This is a genomic window from Microbacterium sp. LBN7 (assembly GCF_045690345.1).
GTDB lineage: Bacteria > Actinomycetota > Actinomycetes > Actinomycetales > Microbacteriaceae > Microbacterium.
This window is the reverse complement of sequence record NZ_CP147856.1, coordinates 521,166-540,539: the sequence shown is the minus strand read 5'-3', so window position 1 is coordinate 540,539 and position 19,374 is coordinate 521,166. Positions and strand designations below refer to the sequence as shown.

General features: G+C 68.2%; 23 protein-coding genes and 1 pseudogene. 14 read left to right on the top strand and 10 right to left on the bottom strand.

The features are described from left to right. Nucleotides 1-152: 152 nt before the first annotated feature. A complete protein-coding gene (locus LBN7_RS02640) occupies nt 153-1,535 on the top strand; it encodes a PhoH family protein (protein WP_116636939.1) in 1,383 nt (460 codons plus the stop codon). Between the two features lie 86 nt (nt 1,536-1,621). Here LBN7_RS02640 and LBN7_RS02635 read toward each other — a convergent pair whose 3' ends face one another. The 6 genes from LBN7_RS02635 to xseA all read right to left on the bottom strand — a co-directional run bounded on the left by LBN7_RS02635 (nt 1,622) and on the right by xseA (nt 6,914). After that, entirely contained in the window at nt 1,622-2,461 is an 840-nt protein-coding gene (locus LBN7_RS02635; protein ID WP_407360859.1) for a DUF559 domain-containing protein, read from the bottom strand. 193 nt (nt 2,462-2,654) lie between these two features. Next, complete coding sequence (locus LBN7_RS02630; protein WP_116636623.1) at nt 2,655-4,049, bottom strand: aspartate ammonia-lyase; 1,395 nt, start codon at nt 4,047-4,049, stop codon at nt 2,655-2,657. Next, entirely contained in the window at nt 4,046-4,720 is a 675-nt protein-coding gene (locus LBN7_RS02625) for a carbonic anhydrase (RefSeq protein ID WP_407360858.1), read from the bottom strand. Before LBN7_RS02625 ends, LBN7_RS02630 begins: the two co-directional genes overlap by 4 nt. After that, on the bottom strand, nt 4,717-5,361 hold the full coding sequence (locus LBN7_RS02620; RefSeq protein WP_116636621.1) for a DUF4245 family protein: 645 nt from the start codon (nt 5,359-5,361) through the stop codon (nt 4,717-4,719). Before LBN7_RS02620 ends, LBN7_RS02625 begins: the two co-directional genes overlap by 4 nt. Next, nucleotides 5,358-5,600, bottom strand: coding sequence for an exodeoxyribonuclease VII small subunit (locus tag LBN7_RS02615; protein WP_116636620.1), 243 nt, complete (start codon nt 5,598-5,600; stop codon nt 5,358-5,360). The genes LBN7_RS02620 and LBN7_RS02615 overlap by 4 nt, the downstream gene beginning before the upstream one ends. 36 nt (nt 5,601-5,636) lie before the next feature. After that, nucleotides 5,637-6,914, bottom strand: a complete 1,278-nt coding sequence (gene xseA, locus LBN7_RS02610) for an exodeoxyribonuclease VII large subunit (RefSeq protein WP_407360857.1) — start codon at nt 6,912-6,914, stop codon at nt 5,637-5,639. A 112-nt stretch (nt 6,915-7,026) separates the two neighbouring features. Here xseA and LBN7_RS02605 point away from each other — a divergent pair, with 112 nt between their 5' ends. The 3 genes from LBN7_RS02605 to LBN7_RS02595 all read left to right on the top strand — a co-directional run bounded on the left by LBN7_RS02605 (nt 7,027) and on the right by LBN7_RS02595 (nt 9,632). After that, nucleotides 7,027-8,070, top strand: a complete 1,044-nt coding sequence (locus tag LBN7_RS02605) for a 4-hydroxy-3-methylbut-2-enyl diphosphate reductase (protein WP_165808125.1) — start codon at nt 7,027-7,029, stop codon at nt 8,068-8,070. Nucleotides 8,071-8,072: 2 nt separating this feature from the next. Further along, nucleotides 8,073-8,864, top strand: a complete 792-nt coding sequence (locus tag LBN7_RS02600; protein ID WP_116636618.1) for an IclR family transcriptional regulator — start codon at nt 8,073-8,075, stop codon at nt 8,862-8,864. A gap of 240 nt (nt 8,865-9,104) precedes the next feature. After that, a complete protein-coding gene (locus LBN7_RS02595) occupies nt 9,105-9,632 on the top strand; it encodes a DUF6264 family protein (protein ID WP_116636617.1) in 528 nt (175 codons plus the stop codon). A 130-nt stretch (nt 9,633-9,762) separates the two neighbouring features. On the opposite strand, the gene fbaA is transcribed toward LBN7_RS02595, so the two are convergent. Then, nucleotides 9,763-10,791: a class II fructose-bisphosphate aldolase gene (gene fbaA / locus LBN7_RS02590; RefSeq protein WP_341945857.1), complete on the bottom strand. Its 1,029-nt coding sequence runs from the start codon at nt 10,789-10,791 to the stop codon at nt 9,763-9,765. A 185-nt stretch (nt 10,792-10,976) separates the two neighbouring features. Between fbaA and glpX the strand changes: the two genes are divergently transcribed. Both glpX and LBN7_RS02580 read left to right on the top strand, forming a co-directional pair. Further along, nucleotides 10,977-11,963 (top strand): class II fructose-bisphosphatase, encoded by a 987-nt coding sequence (gene glpX, locus LBN7_RS02585; protein ID WP_116636615.1) that lies wholly within the window; start codon nt 10,977-10,979, stop codon nt 11,961-11,963. 193 nt (nt 11,964-12,156) lie between these two features. Then, entirely contained in the window at nt 12,157-12,441 is a 285-nt protein-coding gene (locus LBN7_RS02580) for a hypothetical protein (RefSeq protein ID WP_116636614.1), read from the top strand. A gap of 1 nt (nt 12,442) precedes the next feature. On the opposite strand, the gene LBN7_RS02575 is transcribed toward LBN7_RS02580, so the two are convergent. Together LBN7_RS02575 and LBN7_RS02570 are read right to left on the bottom strand one after the other, a co-directional pair. Then, a complete protein-coding gene (locus LBN7_RS02575) occupies nt 12,443-13,687 on the bottom strand; it encodes a DNA recombination protein RmuC (protein WP_407360856.1) in 1,245 nt (414 codons plus the stop codon). Nucleotides 13,688-13,752: 65 nt separating this feature from the next. Beyond that, nucleotides 13,753-14,346: a 3'-5' exonuclease gene (locus tag LBN7_RS02570; RefSeq protein WP_341945854.1), complete on the bottom strand. Its 594-nt coding sequence runs from the start codon at nt 14,344-14,346 to the stop codon at nt 13,753-13,755. Between the two features lie 59 nt (nt 14,347-14,405). On the opposite strand from LBN7_RS02570, the gene LBN7_RS02565 reads away from it, so the two are divergent. From LBN7_RS02565 to LBN7_RS02550, 4 genes and pseudogenes are all read left to right on the top strand, one after another. Next, nucleotides 14,406-15,146: a class I SAM-dependent methyltransferase gene (locus LBN7_RS02565; RefSeq protein ID WP_116636612.1), complete on the top strand. Its 741-nt coding sequence runs from the start codon at nt 14,406-14,408 to the stop codon at nt 15,144-15,146. A gap of 42 nt (nt 15,147-15,188) precedes the next feature. Beyond that, nucleotides 15,189-16,262 (top strand): redox-regulated ATPase YchF, encoded by a 1,074-nt coding sequence (gene ychF / locus LBN7_RS02560; protein WP_341945852.1) that lies wholly within the window; start codon nt 15,189-15,191, stop codon nt 16,260-16,262. Between the two features lie 29 nt (nt 16,263-16,291). Beyond that, nucleotides 16,292-16,504: pseudogene (locus LBN7_RS02555) on the top strand (CPCC family cysteine-rich protein); the annotation flags it as partial. A gap of 15 nt (nt 16,505-16,519) precedes the next feature. Next, nucleotides 16,520-16,663 (top strand): hypothetical protein, encoded by a 144-nt coding sequence (locus tag LBN7_RS02550; protein ID WP_407361740.1) that lies wholly within the window; start codon nt 16,520-16,522, stop codon nt 16,661-16,663. Between the two features lie 589 nt (nt 16,664-17,252). Here the strand turns inward: LBN7_RS02550 and LBN7_RS02545 are convergent. After that, nucleotides 17,253-17,624 carry a hypothetical protein gene (locus tag LBN7_RS02545; protein WP_407360855.1) on the bottom strand — a complete coding sequence of 124 codons (372 nt, stop codon included), beginning with the start codon at nt 17,622-17,624 and terminating at the stop codon, nt 17,253-17,255. A gap of 143 nt (nt 17,625-17,767) precedes the next feature. Between LBN7_RS02545 and LBN7_RS02540 the strand changes: the two genes are divergently transcribed. The 4 genes from LBN7_RS02540 (at nt 17,768) to LBN7_RS02525 (ending at nt 19,329) form a co-directional block, all read left to right on the top strand. Next, nucleotides 17,768-18,121, top strand: coding sequence for a hypothetical protein (locus tag LBN7_RS02540; protein WP_407360854.1), 354 nt, complete (start codon nt 17,768-17,770; stop codon nt 18,119-18,121). 174 nt (nt 18,122-18,295) lie between these two features. Continuing rightward, complete coding sequence (locus LBN7_RS02535; RefSeq protein WP_341945849.1) at nt 18,296-18,529, top strand: FitA-like ribbon-helix-helix domain-containing protein; 234 nt, start codon at nt 18,296-18,298, stop codon at nt 18,527-18,529. Further along, the gene (locus LBN7_RS02530) at nt 18,526-18,948 is read left to right on the top strand and encodes a type II toxin-antitoxin system VapC family toxin (RefSeq protein ID WP_407360853.1); all 423 of its coding nucleotides are present in this window, start codon (nt 18,526-18,528) and stop codon (nt 18,946-18,948) included. Before LBN7_RS02535 ends, LBN7_RS02530 begins: the two co-directional genes overlap by 4 nt. A gap of 102 nt (nt 18,949-19,050) precedes the next feature. Then, complete coding sequence (locus LBN7_RS02525; protein ID WP_116636607.1) at nt 19,051-19,329, top strand: DUF4190 domain-containing protein; 279 nt, start codon at nt 19,051-19,053, stop codon at nt 19,327-19,329. The last annotated feature ends 45 nt before the right edge of the window (nt 19,330-19,374 follow it).

Here is a 19,374-nt window from a genome sequence, read left to right as displayed (position 1 = left end):
ATGGCGTGTCGTCGCGCGGTTAAGCCGTCGAAGAGTCGTACGTTCTAGGCATCGGGCAAGGAGCCCGATCGAGTCGGCCTTCCGGTTAGCGACTCGTGGCCCCAGGTCGACTCGTTCTCAGGCGGGGATCATCCCCGGGTCGGGAGTGGGTCGTGACCACACGTACAGCGCAGCAGTCCACCAGCACCGCGCAGCAGTCCACCCGTAAGACGACGAGGCGGGCATCGTCCGCCGAGCCGGATCAGGACCTGCGCACCTACGTGCTCGACACGTCGGTGCTGCTGAGCGATCCGCAGGCCTTCTTCCGGTTCGCCGAGCACTCGGTCGTCGTCCCGGTGGTCGTGATCACGGAGCTCGAGGGCAAGCGCCACGATCCGGAGATCGGCTACTTCGCCCGGCAGGCGCTCCGCCACCTCGACGACCTGCGCATCGAGCACGGGCGACTCGACTTCCCGGTCGAGGTCGGTGAAGGCGGGACCCTCCGGGTGGAGCTCGCGAACACCGACCCGTCGGTGCTGCCCGCCGGCATCCGCCTGAGCGACAACGACACGCGCATCCTCTCGGTCGCGATGCACCTCGCTCAGGACGGCCAAGACGTCACCATCGTCTCGAAGGACCTGCCGATGCGCGTCAAGGCGGCGTCGCTCGGCATCCGGGCCGAGGAGTACCTCGCCGAGCAGGCCGTGGATTCCGGGTGGACCGGCATCTCCACGCTCGATCTCTCCGGCGACGACATCAGCGACCTGTACGAGAGCGAGGTCGGCATCAGCGAGGAGGCCCGCGGGCTTCCGATCAACACCGGGCTCATCATCCACTCGGAGCGCGGATCGGCACTCGGCCGGGTGACCGGCGACGGCGAGTACCGCCTCGTCCGGGGCGACCGCGACATCTTCGGAATGCACGGGCGCTCGGCGGAGCAGCGCATCGCGATCGATCTGCTGCTCGACCAGGAGGTCGGGATCGTCTCCCTCGGCGGCCGGGCGGGAACGGGCAAGTCGGCGCTCGCGCTGTGCGCCGGACTCGAGGCCGTGCTGGAGCGGCAGCAGCAGAAGAAGATCATCGTGTTCCGTCCGCTCTTCGCCGTCGGAGGGCAGGAGCTCGGCTACCTCCCCGGTGACCAGGGCGAGAAGATGGGCCCGTGGGGTCAGGCGGTGTTCGACACGCTCGGCTCCGTGGTGTCGGGCAATGTCATGGAGGAGGTCGTGGAGCGCGGCATCCTCGAGGTGCTCCCGCTCACGCACATCCGCGGACGCTCGCTGCACGACGCCTTCGTGATCGTCGACGAGGCGCAGTCCCTGGAGCGCAACGTGCTGCTGACGGTCCTCAGCCGGATGGGCCAGAACTCGCGGGTGATCCTGACGCATGATGTGGGTCAGCGCGACAACCTCCGGGTCGGGCGGCACGACGGCATCGCCAGCGTGATCGAGACCCTGAAGGGGCACGATCTGTTCGGACACGTGACGCTGATGCGCTCCGAGCGCTCGGCAATCGCGGCCCTCGTCACCGAGCTCCTGGAGGGTGGAGAGCTCAGCTGACGCGTCCCGCTCTGCGGGATGTGTCCCGATCTGCTGACTGCTCTGAAGGAAACGTCAGCAGATCGGGGCATCGCCCGTCGAACGGGTCACGCGTGGTCCTCGAGTCGGATCAAGGCGGCGAGCACGGCGGATTGGACCGTCGGCCAGTCATGCACGACCTGCGCGTAGTCGAAGCGGAGAGTCTCGTACCCGAGCGCGGATGCCGCAGCATCCCGAGCCAGATCCTTGTGGCGCATGGTCGTGCCATCGTGATTCTCCTTGCCGTCGACCTCCAGGATGAGGCGATCCCCGATCACGAAGTCGACGCGACCGACTCCCTGAATGCTGATCTGGCAATCGATACGGATGCCGATCACGTACAACCTCAGGCGGAGGATCGATTCCAGGCCGCTGTCGGCATCCGTGCGCGCAAGACGAATGAGCCAGCGAGCGGACGCGGGGATCATCGCACTCAGGCGCGCACGCGCTGCGTTCGTCAGGAGCCGCAGACGCAACGCCGATTCGTATGCGGCGAAGAACGCTTCGTCGCCGGCGCATCGCAGGAAGTGCGCGAGCGCCATTTCGACCGAGACCCGTCCAAGCGGCGGTCGCGCGCCGCGGTAGAAATGCGAGACGCACACACAGCCGGCATGCGGATGAGCATGACGATCGGCTCCGAGCCAGACATGCGGCACGACCACGGGGGAGAGCACCCAGACGTGCAGCAGCTGCAGCACGCTCGCGCACGTCAGCGCCCCGCCATGGGCAGTCGCCGCCCGGACCTGCGGCGAGATGACCCCGGCGGCGAACACTCCGTCGCGGATGCGCTCGATCTCGCCGCGTCGAACGGCTCGTGACAGCGCGCGTCGCGTGAAGCCGAGCGTCTGAAGATGGGTGCCGCGTGCGAGCCCGCCTAGGCGTCGAATGGTGTCTGGTGCCGAGAGCATCTCTGCAGCCTGCCCGCGTTGCGGCCGGTGCTGAGTCCACCATCACACTCCCCGTGCACAACTTGTTCCTGCCGCCCTCCTGTGCAAAACGCCCCGATCTGCTGACGCGGTACCGATCTGCTGACCAACCTTCGGGAAAGGTCAGCAGAACGGGGCGACGTCAGCAGATCGGGGCGTCTGCGTCGTTCCGGGCTCAGCCGGGGTGCGTCATCGACAGCAGGTCGAGCTTCTCGTCGAGCTGCTCGAGCGTGAGGTCGCCGCGCTCGACGTAGCCCAGGTCGATCACGGCGTCGCGCACCGTGATGCCCTTGGCCACGGAGTGCTTGGCGATCTTCGCAGCAGCCTCGTAGCCGATGAGCTTGTTCAGCGGGGTCACGATCGACGGGCTCATGCCCGCGAACGCGGCGGCGCGCTCGACGTTCGCCTGCAGGCCGTCGATCGTCTTGTCGGCGAGCACGCGCGAGGCGTTCGACAGCAGACGGATCGACTCCAGCAGCGCGGTGCCCATGACGGGGATCGCGACGTTGAGCTCGAAGGAACCGGATGCCCCGGCCCACGCGACCGTCGCGTCGTTGCCGATCACGCGGGCGCAGACCATGAGCACGGCCTCCGGGACGACCGGGTTGACCTTGCCGGGCATGATGGACGATCCGGGCTGCAGATCGGGGATGTGCAGCTCGCCGAGACCCGTGTTGGGACCGGAGCCCATCCAGCGCAGGTCGTTGTTGATCTTGGTGAGCGAGACCGCGATGGTGCGGAGCGCGCCGGACGCCTCGACCAGGCCGTCGCGGTTGGCCTGCGCCTCGAAGTGGTCCTTGGCCTCGGTGATCGGCAGCTCGGTCTCGGCGGCGAGCAGCGCGATCACCTTCTGCGGGAAGCCGAGCGGGGTGTTGATGCCCGTGCCGACGGCGGTGCCGCCCAGCGGGACCTCGGCGACGCGGGGGAGCGCCGACTGCACGCGCTCGATGCCGAGGCGCACCTGACGGGCGTAGCCGCCGAACTCCTGGCCGAGGGTGACGGGCGTCGCATCCATGAGGTGCGTGCGACCGGACTTCACGGCATCCTTCCACAGCTCCGCCTTCGCCTCGAGAGCGACGGCGAGGTGGTCGAGCGAGGGGATGAGGGTGTCGATGAGCGCCTGGGTGACGGCGATGTGCACCGAGGTCGGGAACACGTCGTTCGACGACTGCGAGGCGTTCACGTGGTCGTTCGGGTGGACGCTCGCGCCGAGGATGCCGGTCGCGAGGGTCGCGAGCACCTCGTTCATGTTCATGTTCGACGACGTGCCGGAACCGGTCTGGTAGGTGTCGACCGGGAACTCCCCGTCGTGCGCACCCGAGGCGACCTGGTCGGCGGCCTGCGCGATCGCGTCGGCGATGGCGCCGTCGAGCGTGCCGAGCTCCTTGTTCGCGAGCGCCGCCGCCTTCTTGATGCGGGCGAGGGCGGCGATCTGCGTCGATTCCAGCCCCTTGCCCGAGATGGGGAAGTTCTCCACGGCGCGCTGCGTCTGCGCACCGTAGAGCGCGTTCAGGGGCACCCGCACCTCGCCCATGGTGTCGTGTTCGATGCGGTAGTCCTGCTCGGTCATTCCGAACCCTCCTTGGTTGCGGGGGTGGCCCCCTCGGTGTCGATCCCGACCGTGACCACCGGCGACGCGGTGCCCTCGGCCAGACGGTAGTTGGCGCCCACGATGCCCAGACGGCCATCGGCGACGGCGCTGCTGATCAGCTCGGAGGACTGCAGCAGGTCCTTGACCGTGTTGCGCAGGTGCTCCTCGCCGACGAGCTCGGCGTCGATCTCGGCGACCGTGGTGCCGCCGCTCTCGTGCAGCACCTTGCGCGCCGCGGGCACGATCGGGGCGATGAGCCGCCAGATGTGCGGCGGAAGCGGGGCGGCGTCGATGGCGGTGCCGTCGATCGCCGCGCGCACCGCACCGCAGGAGTCGTGCGCGAGGACGACGATGAGCGGCACCTCCAGCACGGCGACCGCGTACTCGAGGCTCGCGACGATCGACTCGCCGAGGACCTGCCCGGCATTGCGCACGACGAAGAGGTCGCCCAGGCCCAGGTCGAAGATGATCTCGGCCGCGAGACGCGAGTCCGAGCATCCGAAGAGCGTGGCGACCGGATGCTGCGCCGCGGCGAGGTGCTGGCGCCTGGCGCCGTCCTGGTTCGGATGCTGGGGCTCGTCGCGCACGAAACGGGCGTTCCCCTTCTGCATCTGCTGCCAGGCTGCGGCGGGGGTGAGCGTGTTCGTCATGAAGCCTCCGAGAGAGCGCGGATCTGCGGCACGAGGGATTCTGCGAGGTCGGCGGTGGATGCCGCGGAGCGCGAGCCGTACAGCAGCACGTAGTCGTCTCCGGCCTGCGTGCCGATCGCGTAGCTGACGTTGGCGTTCGCGCCTGCGTCGCCGAGCTTGTAGACGTCCCAGTCGAGTCCGCCGATGCGCACCTCGTCGGTGGGGGCGTTGCCGTTCAGGCGCTGCGGCGCCCACGAGGAATCGGCGTCGAACGCCTGGGCTACCTTGATGAAGCCGCGTTCGTCGTCGGCGGCCGGTGCGAGGGTGATCTCCCACACGACGGTGGCACCGCTCTGCAGCTCGGCGGCGTTCACGCGCCAGAAGTCATCGAGTTCCGGGATGATCGCGGGGCTGTCCATGGTCGATTCGACGCCGGCCGCGATGCCGGCGACGTCGATCTCGTCGGCCTTCACCGGCTCGCCGCGCGGGACGGCGAAGATGATCACGGCGACGACAGCCACGGTCACCAGGAGCGCCGCGACGAGGTTCCGCACCGTCTGGCTGCCTCGGTACGCCTTGCTGGATGCGGCCTTGCGCGCGGCGGTCTCGTCCGGCGTCTCGGGGCGGCCGAGCTCGGCGACGATCGGCGGCTGCTTGCTCACGATGCTCCGCCGGCGGAGTCGGAGTCGGATGCCGCGGCGCGGGCGGCCTCGAGACGGCGCTTCGCGCCGAGGAGCCACTCCTCGCACCGGGCGGCGAGTGCCTCGCCGCGCTCCCACAGGGCGAGCGAGTGCTCGAGCGTCGGGGAGCCCTGCTCGAGCTCGGCGACGACGGTGACGAGCTCATCGCGGGCTGCCTCGAACGACAGCGTCTCGACGGGGATCTCGTTCAGGGCGCTCACTCCTCCATCTTACGGCGTGCGTCGCGGGTGCCCGGCTCAGGAGCCTTCGGCGATCTCGCCCTCCGAGCGCGCGGCGACGGAGCCGCGATCGACGGTGATCGTCAGGGCGCTTCCGGCCGGCGCGTCTGCCGCATCGCGCAGGATCACGCCGCCCTCGAGGTGCGCGATCGCATAGCCGCGGGCCAGGGTCGCGGCCGGCGACAGGGCGCGCAGCGAGGCGCGGAGCTCGGTGGTGCGGCGTCCGGCCGTGTCGAGCTGCCGGGTGATCGTGTCGCGGCCTCGCGAGAGCAGCAGCCACAGCTCCTGCGCGCGGGCGTCGATGATCGGCGCAGGGGAGCGCAGCACCGGCCGGGAGCGCAGCTGCTCGAGCTGGGCGATGTCGTGGGACAGGCGCTGGGTCAGCCGCGAAGTCGCCCGAGAGCGCAGCTGCGCGATCAGTGCGCGCTGCTCGCCGACATCGGGGACGACGCGCTTCGCGGCATCCGTCGGGGTCGATGCGCGCAGGTCGGCGACGTCGTCGAGCAGGGGATGGTCGTTCTCATGCCCGATGGCGCTGACGATCGGTGTGGATGCCGCGGCCACGGCGCGCACGAGTCGCTCGTCGCTGAAGCCGAGGAGCGTCTGCGGGTCGCCTCCGCCGCGCGCGATGATGATGACGTCGACCTCGGGGTCGGCATCCAGTCGCTTGAGGGCGGCGAGGGTGTCGGGGACGCAGCGGTCGCCCTGCACGGCGGCGTACTCGGTGCGGAACCGCACCTGCGGCCAGCGCAGCTCGGCGTTGCGGTGCACGTCCTTCTCGGCGTCGGAGCGCTCACCCGTGATCAGGCCGATCACGTGCGGGAGGAACGGCAGACGCTTCTTGCGGGCGGCGTCGAACAGCCCTTCCTGGCGGAGCTGCGCGCGCAGCTTCTCGAGGCGCTCGAGCTGATCGCCGAGCCCGACGTGCTTCATCGCCGAGACGGCGAAGCTGAAGTCGCCGGCCTTGACGAAGTAGTCGGCCTTGACCGCGGCGACCACATGATCGCCGACGCCGAGATCGGAGGGGATGCGTGGGCGCACGCTCGACCAGATCCGGATGGAGATCTGCGCGTCGGACTGGGTGTCCTTCAGCCGGGCGAAGATGTTCCCGGCCCGGACGTTCCACGAGGTGATCTCGCCTTCCACCCAGACGGTGTTCCAGCGCGCGATGAAGTCGCGGATCGTCGCATTCAACCGTGCGACGGAGGTGGGTGCATCCGAGGTGGAGTCGCGCGGGGCGACGGCGTCGGCGGGCGGCGTCTCGCCCGGACCCGCGGCCGCTTCGAAGACTGTCATCTGCTCCCGTTCCGTGCCTTCGCGTCGTGTGGCGGCATCCCGGCCTTCCACAGGCACGCGCCGGTAGAATCAAGGGGTGACTTCGACTGCCGTTCATCTCCCCGTCCCCCGCATCCCACGCGTGCGCGCGGCGGCAGGGCGGCTTCAGGATAACCCGATCGTCGGACACAAGCGGATTCTGCTCGCCGCTCCCCGCGGCTATTGCGCCGGCGTCGACCGCGCCGTGGTCGCCGTCGAGAAGGCGCTGGAGCGCTACGGCGCACCCGTCTACGTGCGCAAGCAGATCGTGCACAACATCCACGTCGTCTCCGAGCTCGAGGAGAAGGGCGCGATCTTCGTCGAAGAGGTCGACGAGGTCCCCGCCGGAGCCCACGTCGTCTTCAGCGCGCACGGCGTCTCGCCGGCCGTCGTGAACGCGGCATCCGATCGCGGACTCCACGCGATCGACGCCACCTGTCCACTGGTCACGAAGGTGCACCGCGAGGCCGTGCGGTTCGCCCGGGACGACTTCGAGATCCTCCTGATCGGCCACGAGGGACACGAAGAGGTCGAGGGCACCGCGGGGGAGGCCCCCGAGCACGTGACCATCGTCAACTCGCCGGCCGAGGCCGACACGGTGCAGGTGAAGGACCCGTCCAAGGTCGTCTGGCTCTCACAGACCACGCTGTCGGTCGACGAGACCATGGAGACCGTCAACCGTCTCCGTCTGCGCTTCCCCGAGCTCCACAATCCGCCGTCCGACGACATCTGCTACGCCACCCAGAACCGTCAGGTCGCGATCAAGAAGGTGGCCGCGAACGCGGATCTCGTGATCGTGGTCGGATCGTCGAACTCCTCGAACTCGGTCAGGCTCGTCGAAGTCGCCCTCGAGTACGGCGCCAAGGCGGCGTATCGTGTCGACTACGCCGAAGAGGTCAAGCAGGAATGGCTCGACGGCGTCGAGACCGTCGGCGTGACGAGTGGGGCATCCGTCCCCGAAGTGCTCGTCCGCGAGGTGCTCGATGCTCTCAGCGACGCGGGGTACCGCGACGTGGAAGAAGTGAAGACGGCTGAGGAGGATCTGATGTTCTCTCTGCCCAAGGAGCTTCGTCAGGACTCCGCCGGCCAGCGCGACGCCCGGGCGCTCGGCGGTCGTGCCTCAGGAGGAGGCGCGTAGCGGTGAGCCCGACGGAGGGCGAGCCCACCCTCATCGGGTCGGTGCAGCGCGCTCTTCGCCTCGTCGACATCGTCGCGAACTCTCCTCGTCCGCTGCCGGCGAAGATGCTGGCCGCCGCCACCGGACTGACCCCGGGCACGACGTACAACCTCATCCGCACGCTCATCCACGAGGGATACCTGTCGGCCGAACCCGACGGTCTCGTGCTCGGCACCAGGTTCCCGTCGTTCCAGCAGGAGATCGACTCGCGCGGCGTCTTCCTCGCCCGCGTGCGCTCCGCTTTGAGGAACGTGACGGAGGAGGTCGGCGCGACCGCCTACCTCTCGCGCTTCGACGACGGCGAGATGCACCTCGTCGACATCGTGGATGCCGTGCACAACCCGCGGGTGGAGCTCTGGGTCGGCCTGCAGTCGAGCGCCCATGCAACGGCGCTGGGCAAGCAGATCCTCGCGGAGCTGCCGGACGAGCACCGGCTCGACTATCTGGCGCGGCATCGCCTGGAAGAGCTGACCCCGCGCACGATCAGCGATCGCGCCACGCTGCTGACGCAGCTCGAGCACTCTCCGGGGTGGGTCGTCGATCAGGAGGAGTACGCGATCGGGGCGACCTGCGTCGCGGTGCCGGTGATCGCCCCGAACATCACCGCGTCGCTCGCGATCTCGCTGCCTTCGGAGCTGGCTGTCGTGGATCGGGCCCTGGTGTCGCGGCTGCAGAGCATCGCGCGGAGACTGTCGCTGCAGCTCGGCGCCGATTCTCTGGATGCGGGTGCACCCGACGTCGAGTTCACCATCTGAAGTTTCGGCTCTAGCGCGCCGGACATGCGCTTTCCTATGATCAGAACCGTAGGCGTCTGTGCAAACGGCACTACAGGTTCGCGGAGGGTCCCCAGCTCTGCGTGAGCCCACTTGGATGACGAGCGTCCCCAGCGTTCCGAGTCCGCGGCCCCGAGGAGTCCCCAATTCTCCGGGGCCGCCATCATTTTCGGCCTGCGTCGGCTGTGAGCCGCTCAGAGCCGCGGCGATTAGCATGGCGGGATGACCGATCAGCGTCCTCAGTACGGCGAACTCGCAACCCCCGAGGAGCAGCGGAGGGCGGCCGGGCTCCCGCCGCTGAACGAGGTCGTGGCGGAACCGGTCTTCACGGCCCCCGCACCGGAGCCCGTCATCGCGGATGCCGCTCCGCGTCGTCCCCACCCCGTCGATCGGTTCGTCACCATCGGGCTGCTGGCCTACGGCCTCATCAACGTGATCGTCACCGCGCTGTCGTACCTCGACCTCACGCGGGTGATGAACGAGAGCATGAAGATCCTCGGCATCGACGGCGAGTTCACGAACTACGACCAGGGCAAGCTGTGGGGCACCGTCGCCGCGGTCGTGCTGGTCGTCGGCTGGTCGCTCACGGCGTGGGCGTCGATCCGGCGGCTCCGCAGCGCGAAGGTCGCCTGGTGGATTCCCCTCGTCGGCGCGGTGGTGACGATGCTGATCGCGTCGATGTGCCTGGCGGTGCCGATGTTCGGCGATCCCGCCTTCATGTCGTACGTCGAGAACATGGGCGGCAGCTGATCCCGCCATCGACGCAGAAAAGGGGTGCCCGGCCGATCGGCCGGGCACCCCTTCGCTTCGACAGGCTCAGCGACCCAGGGGACGGAGCTCAGCGACCCAGGGGACGGAGCTCAGCGACCCAGGGGGCGGATCAGCTCTTCGACTGGCCGTAGGAGCCGAGCTGGCGGGTGGACTCGACGACGCGGGCGGCCATCGCGGTCTCGGCGATCTTGCCCCATGCGCGCGGGTCGTACTGCTTCTTGTTGCCGACCTCGCCGTCGACCTTGAGGACGCCGTCGTAGTTCTTGAACATGTAGTCGGCGATCGCACGCGTGTAGGCGTACTGCGTGTCGGTGTCGATGTTCATCTTGATGACACCGTTGGCGACCGCGAGGGCGATCTCGTCGTCGGTCGAGCCGGAGCCGCCGTGGAAGACGAGGTCGAGCGGCTTGGCGCCGGTGTTGTACTTCGCGGCGACCTGCTGCTGGATCTCGCCCAGCAGCTCGGGGCGCAGCTTCACGCCGCCCGGCTTGTAGACGCCGTGCACGTTTCCGAAGGTCAGGGCGGCGATGTATCGGCCCTGCTCGCCGAGGCCCAGCGCCTGAACGGCCTGGTCGACGTCGGCGAAGGTCGTGTAGAGGGCGTCGTTCGAGCCCTCGTGCGCGACACCGTCCTCCTCGCCGCCGACGACGCCGATCTCGACCTCGAGGATCGCGTTGATGGCCTTCATGCGGGGGAGGAGATCCTTGGCGATCTCGATGTTCTCTGCGAGGGGAACGGCGGAGCCGTCCCACATGTGGGACTGGAAGATCGGGTTGCGTCCGGCCTTGACCTCTTCCTCGGAAGCCGCGATCAGCGGCTCGACGAAGCCGGCCAGCGCGTCCTTCGGGCAGTGGTCCGTGTGCAGCGCGACGGTGACCGGGTAGTTCTTGGCGACCTCGGTGGCGTAGCGTGCGAACGCGAGCGCGCCGGTGGAGCGGGCCTTGACCGTGTGGCCGGCGAAGTAGTCGGCGCCGCCGGTGGTCACCTGGATGATGCCGTCGGAGCCGGCCTCGGTGAGGCCCTGCAGGACGGAGTTGATCGTCTGCGAGCTGGAGACGTTGAAAGCGGGATACGCGAAGCCGCCGGCCTTCGCGCGGTCGAGCATTTCGGCGTACTGATCCGGGGTGGCGACGGGCATGAGAACTCCTGCGATAGGGGAAGCCGGGACAGCAGTCACTCTATCGGGGTGCGTGGGTCGATGACGCAGGCTCCGAGGCGCTGAGCGGCCAGGACTCCTGCCGGACTGTTAAGAATCGTGATTCCTTCACGTGAAATGGGCCGAAAGCCGGGCTGTTCACAATGGCTGATCGATAGGCTGACCGCATGGTGAGTCTGACAGCGGATCTGAGCCCTCTTCATCCCGACCGCAACCTCGCGATGGAGCTGGTGCGCGCGACCGAGGCGGCGGCGATCCGCGCGGTGCCGTTCATCGGCCGCGGCGCGAAGGAGGCCGCCGACGGAGCCGCCGTCGACGCGATGCGCGCGTTCCTCGGAACGGTCGACTTCCAGGGCCGTGTCGTCATCGGCGAAGGCGAGAAGGACAACGCCCCGATGCTCTTCAATGGGGAGGTCGTCGGCACCGGCCGCGGGCCGCTCTGCGACATCGCGGTCGATCCCATCGACGGCACGTCTCTCACTGCTGCCGGCCGGCAGAACGCGCTCTCGGTGATCGCCGTGTCCGACCGCGGCACGATGCTCGACGCATCGACGGTGTTCTACATGGACAAGCTCGTCACGGGCCCCGCGGGCGTCGGTGTGGTCGACATCCGCCTCCCCGTCGGCGAGAACATCCGCCGACTCGCGGGGGCACTCGACAAGCCCGTCGACGAGATCGTCGTCTCGGTGCTGAATCGCCCGCGGCACGAGCAGCTGATCCAGGAGATCCGCGACGCCGGTGCCGGTACCCGCCTGATGAGCGACGGAGACGTCGCCGGTGGGATCAACGCGGCTCGTCACGACGCGCGCACCGACATGTGCGTGGGCGTCGGAGGCAGCCCGGAGGGCATCGTCACGGCCTGCGCCATCAAGGCGCTCGGCGGCCACATCCAGGGTCGGCTCTGGCCGCGTGACGACGATGAGCGTCAGCGGGGCATCGACGCCGGCCTCGACATGGACAAGGTCTACGAGGCCGACGACCTCGTGCAGGGCAAGAACACGATCTTCGTCGCCACCGGCGTCACCGACGGCCAGCTGGTCGCCGGCGTGCGCCGGGAGCGCGGCTTCGTCTACACGGAGAGCGTCGTGCTTCGCGGAGCATCGGGCACCCTTCGCCGCATCGCCTCGGAGCACCTCGTCTCCAAGTGGCTCTGAGTCGCCCGGCATAGTCGTACGGGCCGCTCGGCGAGCGATCTGTGCGCGGGGGTGCCGTGTCATCGTTACCGACCCGGTATCGGGTCGAGACGTCGTGATCCACGCTTCCTCGGGGTGCCGTGTCACAATTGTCCCTGGGTTTGTCGCCGTCGACGGAGCCGCCAGGCACCGCAGGCACCAGGAGGGCGAACAGATGACAACGCAGCATACGAGCGGCTCGAAGGCCGCCCCGACGAAGATCGTCACGACCAACACGGGGCGCATCCTCCGGGTGAGCGCCGACGCCGAGGTGATAGCTCCGGCTCCGACGGCTCCACCGCAGACCGCGGTCAGCGACCCCGCTCGACGAGCCGACGTGCTCTTCCGCAAGCGTCTCGACGAAGGTCATGAGATCAGCGCATGGTGGATGATCGGGGCCTTCCTCGCCACCAGCGGTCTGGTCATCGTGCTGCTGAGCGGCGTTCCGGGCGCCGCCTGACTCACACGTCGTCGAGGCGTGCGCGCACCTCTCCCACATCCGCGCGGACCGGGGCGTCGGACTTCTCGCCGTCGATGCCGACGAGTTCCGGTGCGGTGAAGCGGCGGGTGACCCCTGCGGTGACCGCCGGCGCGGCGGGAAGGCCCGAGGCGTCGACGCCAGGGAACTGTCGCGCCGTCACGAGCACACGGGTCTCGAGCGAACCGGCGAACTTGTTGTAGCTGTCGACGGTGCGCTCCAGTGCTCGTCGCAGGTCGTCGGCGTGGCCGGAGAGAGTGCCGAGCCGCTCGTAGAGCTGGGTTCCGAGATTGAGCAGGGTCCGTGCCTCGGTCGACACCTCCTGCTGGGTCCAGGCATAGGCGACGGTCTTCAGCACGGCCCAGAGGTTGACGGGCGAGGCCAGCGCGACACGACGGCTGAAGGCGTAGTCGAGCAGCGTGGGGTCTTCGTCGATCGCCGCGGCGAGGAGGGACTCGCTCGGCAGGAAGCAGATCACGAACTCCGGACTGGCGTCGAGGCCCGACCAGTAGGCCTTCTTCGCGAGCGCATCGACGTGGGCGCGCACGGCCTTGACGTGCTTCTGCATGTGCGCACGTCGCTGCGGCTCGTGAGCGTCTCCGGCGGGGAGAGCGGAAGCCTCGAGATACGCATCGAGCGGGACCTTGGCATCGACGGCGATCGACGTGCCGCCTGCCAGGCGGACGACCATGTCGGGGCGACCGGTGCCACGGTCGGACGAGATCGTCGACTGCAGGTCGAAGTCGACATGGCGGGTGAGGCCGGCCGCCTCGACCACCCGGCGCAGCTGCGTCTCTCCCCAGACGCCGCGCGTCGCGGTGGATCGCAGGGCCCCGGCCAGGGACTCGGTCGTGGCCCGCAGCGCCTCGTCGGACTCCTGCGCGCGCCGCAGCTGCTCGGCGAGGGTGCCGAACTGCGCCTGCCGCTCCTGCTCGATCGCCGTCACCTTCGACTGCATCTGCTGCAGGCTCTCGCGCACCGGCGCGAGGGCGGTGAGCACGGCGTTCTGCTGCTGGACGCGCAGCGCCTCCGCGCGCTGCTCCGTACGGGCGTGCTCGACCGCGTCGCGGTAGAGGTCGTACTGGCGATCCCGGTCGTCGCGCGCGGCTGCAAGCTCGGCCTCTGCCCGTGCCAGGTCGGCGGCCCCTCGTCCTGCGCGCAGGAACCAGCCCACGGCGACACCCGCCGCGAGTGCGGCGAGGACCAGAACGAGCGAGAGAGCATCCATGTCTCTCATGATGCGGCCGGCATCCGACATTGCGGGGCAGCCCCGCTCAGGCGCGGCGATCCCCGTCAGGCGACGGCGCGCTCCAGAGCGGGAACCGCGGGCTCCGTCACCCGCAGGCTGAGCGCGTCGGCGAGCGCGAACACGTCGGCGGCGCCGTGGCGGCGGGCGGCATCGATCACGATCTGCGCGCAGGCGCGGGCATCGGCCAGGGCGTCATGGTGCGAGAACTCCGCGAACCCTGCGGCGGCTGCGGCCACCGGCAGGCGGTACGAGTCGAGCTGATACGTCTTGCGGGCGACCTGCAGGCTGCAGAGCGAGCGGTACGGCGGGCACAGCATGTCGGTGGCCTCGGCCGCCCGGCGCAGGACGTTGAGATCGAACCCGGCGTTGTGGGCGACCAGGACGTCGGCGCCCGCGAAGCCGCAGAGACGGTCGAACTGGTCCGCCCAGGTGGCGGCGGAGACCACGTCCTGCGGTTGGATGCCGTGGATGCGCACGTTCCACTCCTGGAACTCGTCGTGCCCGGGCGGAGGCTGGATCAGCCATCCGGCGGTCGCGACGACCTCGCCGCCGCGCACGCGGACGAGTCCGACGGAGCAGGCGGAGGCCGGGCTGGAGTTCGCGGTTTCGAAGTCGATCGCAGTGAAGTCCAGTGGCACGGATCCACTCTCCCTCGCGATTTCGGCGTCGGATCGCAGGCTCGCCGTAGGCTGGCGACATGACGGACGAGCAGGCGACATCCTTCGGCGTGCAGGCCCACAGCTACGAGGTCGGTCGGCCGGAGTACCCCTTCGCGGCGGTCGCATGGATGCTCGACGCCCTGCCGCACGGTTCGCGTCGCATCGCCGATGTGGGCGCCGGGACCGGGAAGCTCACGCGCACCCTCCTCGGTGCACCGGACGCCGAGGTCGTCGCCGTCGATCCCGACCCCGAGATGCTCGCGACCCTGCGCACCGCGGTCCCCGGGGTCCCCGCGTTCGTCGGGACGGCCGAGCGCCTGCCGCTTCCGGATGACAGCGTCGACGCGGTCGTGCTCGGCCAGGCGTGGCACTGGGTCGAGCCGGTGGCGGCCTCCGCCGAGATCGGGCGCGTCGTGCGCAGCGGGGGAGTGCTCGGACTCATCTGGAACATCCGCGACGAGCGCGTGGACTGGGTGCGACGGCTCACCGAGATCATGCACGGCAGCAATGCCGAGATCATGCTCGCCGCGGGAGACCCCGTCGTCGCGGCGCCGTTCGGTCCGCTCGCGCAGCAGCGCTGGGAATGGGTCCGACCCATCACCCGCGAACTGCTGCACACCATGGCGTCGTCGCGCAGCTACGTGATCACGGCATCCGACGATGAGAAGGCACGCATCCGGCGGGACATGGATGCCCTGTTCGACGAGCTCGGCCTCCACGGCGATGACACGATCGATCTCCCTTACGTGACGAGGGCGTTCCGCGCGGTACGCGACTGACTCGCAGGGCCACGCGAGGACCGACAGGTAGACTCGTCCTCCGTGGCTCTCACTATCGGCATCGTCGGCCTGCCCAACGTCGGCAAGTCCACCCTCTTCAACGCACTCACCAAGAACGACGTGCTCGCGGCGAACTATCCGTTCGCGACGATCGAGCCGAACGTCGGCGTGGTGAACCTGCCCGACCCGCGTCTCGACAAGCTCGCGGAGATCTTCGGCAGCGAGCGGATCCTCCCCGCAGCGGTGTCGTTCGTCGACATCGCCGGCATCGTGCGGGGTGCGAGCGAGGGCGAGGGGCTGGGCAACAAGTTCCTGGCGAACATCCGCGAGGCGGACGCGATCGCCCAGGTCGTGCGCGGGTTCGCCGACGACGACGTGGTGCACGTGGACGGTGCAGTGAACCCGGCATCCGACATGGAGACGATCAACGCCGAGCTCATGCTCGCCGACCTCGAGACCGTCGAGAAGGCGATCAGCCGCTACGAGAAGGAAGTGCGCGGCAAGAAGATCGAGCCCGTCGTGCTCGAGACCGCGATCGCCGCGAAGGACGCTCTGGAGCGCGGTGTGCTGCTGTCGGTCGCCGGCATCGATCTGACGCCGATCCGCGAGCTGGGGCTGCTCACCGCGAAGCCCGTCATCTTCGTCTTCAACGTCGACGAGGGGGTGCTGACGGATGATGCCCGCAAGGCCGAGCTCGCCGCTCTCGTCGCGCCCGCGAAGGCCATCTTCCTCGACGCCAAGATCGAGTCCGAGCTGATCGACCTCGACCCGGAGGATGCCGCTGAGCTGCTGGCGTCGACCGGCCAGGACGAGTCGGGCCTCGACCAGCTCGCGCGGATCGGCTTCGACACCCTCGGGCTCCAGACGTATCTCACCGCTGGTCCGAAGGAAGCTCGCGCCTGGACGATCCCCAAGGGGTCGAAGGCGCCGCAGGCCGCCGGCGTCATCCATACCGACTTCGAGAAGGGCTTCATCAAGGCTGAGATCGTCTCGTTCGACGACCTCGTCGAGACGGGCTCGGTCGTCGAAGCCCGTGCCAAGGGCAAGGCGCGCCTCGAGGGCAAGGACTACGTCATGAAGGACGGCGACGTCGTGGAGTTCCGCTTCAACAACTGAGGGTGGTTGAAGCAAGTAGGGCTGACTCGATGTACCCCTGTCCGTGTTGCGGCTATCTCACGCTGAGTGGGCCACCTGGCTCATACGAGATCTGTGACGTGTGCTGGTGGGAGGACGATGCCGTTCAGCTGAGATATCCCGAGTACAGGGGTGGCGCGAACGCCCCGAGCTTGATCGATGCTCAGACCAACTTCCGGCAGTACGGTGCCTCAGACCTGCAATTGTCGTCGCACACTCGTCAGCCGAACGAGACTGACGTGATGGACCCGGGTTGGCGGATGATCGACTTGGGTCGAGACGACTACGAGAAGGTTCCGGTCGGAACGCCCTGGCCGGAGGAGGACACCCAGTTGTATTGGTGGCGTCCGACGTACTGGCGACTCGCGACGACGGAAGCGTGATGTCGTGGAGTTCCGATTCAACAACTGACTGGGCGATCTGAGGTGACGGCTAGGATCAGGCCGTATTAGTCGGATCGCGGAGGACAGGTGAGACCATTGGTTGTTTCGCATCGTCACTACCCATCGAGCGACGAACAGCGAGAGTGGATGCAATCGCTGCGATCGCGAACCTCACATATCGAGTTCGTCTTCAATCGCGGAGACGACGAGGGCCATGCTCTGATGGCTCAGCTCGCTCACCTCAGGTCGACGAGAACTGTCGGTGTTGGACCGAGTAATGGTTACGTCCGGTCGCGTCCGACGGCAGTGAGGCGCCGGTTCGCCTACGATCGCGACATCCTCCGTGCGGTCGATGGATTGGGCGGGATCTTCCCCGAGGAGACGAGCCCCGAGCCTTGGACCGGACTGGGAGATGTCGATATCGTCTTCATCGACGCAAGGGGCGGGATCCTCGGAGAAACGGTGACGCACGAGCAGATGCTGATCACCACGCAATAGGAGGGCCATGCCGACCGTTGAGCGTGATGCCCATCGGCGACGCAATCCGGTGGAGTTCCGCTTCAACAACTGACCCCACCCGACTCGGGGGTCAGCCGCGACCGTCGGCGTCGGCCAGCCCCTTCCGATGCTTCGCGGCCGCACGTCTGATCGTGGCCACCTTCGGGTTGTCCGCACGCTCTGCGGGAAGACTGTCGAGGATGGTGACGTCGGCTCGCGCTGCGAGCGTCAGGAGGCCCCACATTCCGATCGAGTCGAGTTCCACATCGACTTCTTCGGGGGTCGCCGCCGCGAAGGCCGCATGCGCGCTCGCTTCGACCTCCGGGTCGCTCGGCCTCTTCGCTGCACCCGCGACGGCATTCGGCTGATTGGAGTAGTTGTCGAGCTTGGTCAGAAGTTCATCGGCGCGTGCGGTGCCGAGTGCCGATGCGAATGCGGCTTGAATCGGGTACGTCTCGGTCACGCGCGTCTCCAGAGTTCTGTTGGCGGTCGGTGCGATGGCAGCTGCCGGAATCGGCCACCGTACGGGTAGCGTACTCATTCGGACGACGCTCGGGTTCTGCCGGGACCCTCCAGGTGTGAGTGTCCATCTGCGAACATGTCCTCATGCGCCGCGCTGCCCCGCTCACCACGACCCTCGCCGCTCTCGTCCTCGCGATCGGCGCGCTTGCAGGGTGCGCCGACACGACAGCGCCACAGGCGGCACCTCCCTGGCCGACGCCTGCCCCCACACCGCCCCAGGAGTACCCTCCGGAGCTGCCCGAGTGGGCGCAGGGTCACCAGGTTTGGCTCATCTACCCGGACGGTTTCGAGTGCGGCGGCACCGAGGGGTGCCCGAATGACTATCGCGCGTTCTTCGGCGAGCCGGGGCCTGTGCTTCCGGACGGTGTCGAGTACTACGACCCTGCCAAGCATGACTGCGTGGCCGTGGCGCCCCTGGGCGTGGACTGCTTCGGGTGAACCGCAGACTCGCCTCACCTGCTCTGCACTCCCAGCGCGTCCCTGAGAGTCGTCCACAATCGCTCGAATCTGTTCCCAGGATGGCGTGTGCGTGTGCAGGCTCGACGCATGCGAGACAGATCCTCCACGTTGCTTGATATCATGCATGATATCAAGCAAGGAGGTGGTCGTCCCGTGGCATCGATCATCGTTCGTGGACTCGATGAGTCGGTCAAAGTGCAACTCGCCGCGCAGGCGAAGAGCCATGGACGTTCCATGGAGGCCGAGGTTCGTGAGATTCTGACCAGGGCCGCTCGGAGACCGCACATCGGGCTGGCTCTCATGCACGCCGCCCAGCAAGGGGGTGCTGCGGATGACCTGGAGCTTCCGAAGCGTGATGACGTCGCGCGGGCTGCGGACTTCGAGTGATCGTCCTCGACACGAACGTCATCTCGGAGGTCTTCCGATCCGCGCCGAATGAGCGAGTCGTTGCCTGGCTCGAGGCGTGTACCGACGAAGTCTCCATCACTGCGGTGACACTCGCTGAGCTGTTGGCGGGCCTGGAAAGGCTCCCGGACGGCCGTCGGAAAGCGGAGCTGACCGCTCGCGTTGACGCGGCGATCGACCCCTTTCGCGGTACCCGTTCCATCCTGGCCTTCGATGACGCCTCCGCAGCTCACTACGCGAGAGTCCTTCTCGCGCGAGAGGCGGCGGGGCGCCCGATCAGCACGGCTGATGCCCAGATCGCTGCCATCTGCCTCGCCCACTCGGCCACGTGCGCGACACGCAACGTCAAAGACTTCGCTCACACCGGGGTCGACCTGCTCGACCCCTGGCGTGTCTCGTAGCATCTCGCGCATGCGGAAAGAGGCGACGAACCACCAGAATGTTTCTATAGTCGACTCGTCGCGATGGGCCCACCTGGCGACACGAAGCCTCGGAAGGTCCCGATGACAACGGCCACCACTGCACCGCGCACGAACACCCTGTCCCTCGTCGGCTTCATCGCCGCGTTCGTGATCCCTGTCGCCGGACTCATTCTCGGTGTGTTCGCGCTGCGGCAGCTGCGCGCGCCCGGCAACCTTGAATCGGGGGCGGGGCTCGCTCGCTGGGCGATGGTGATCGGAGTCCTGGGCGCCCTGGCGCAGCTGATCTTCTTCATCGTGTGGTTCACCCTGTTCTTCTCCGCATTCAACGGGCAGTCGTTCGGCCCGGGGCAGCCCGGCTGAATCCACGACACGATCCCGAGGGCCGTCTCGACGCGGAGCATCGGG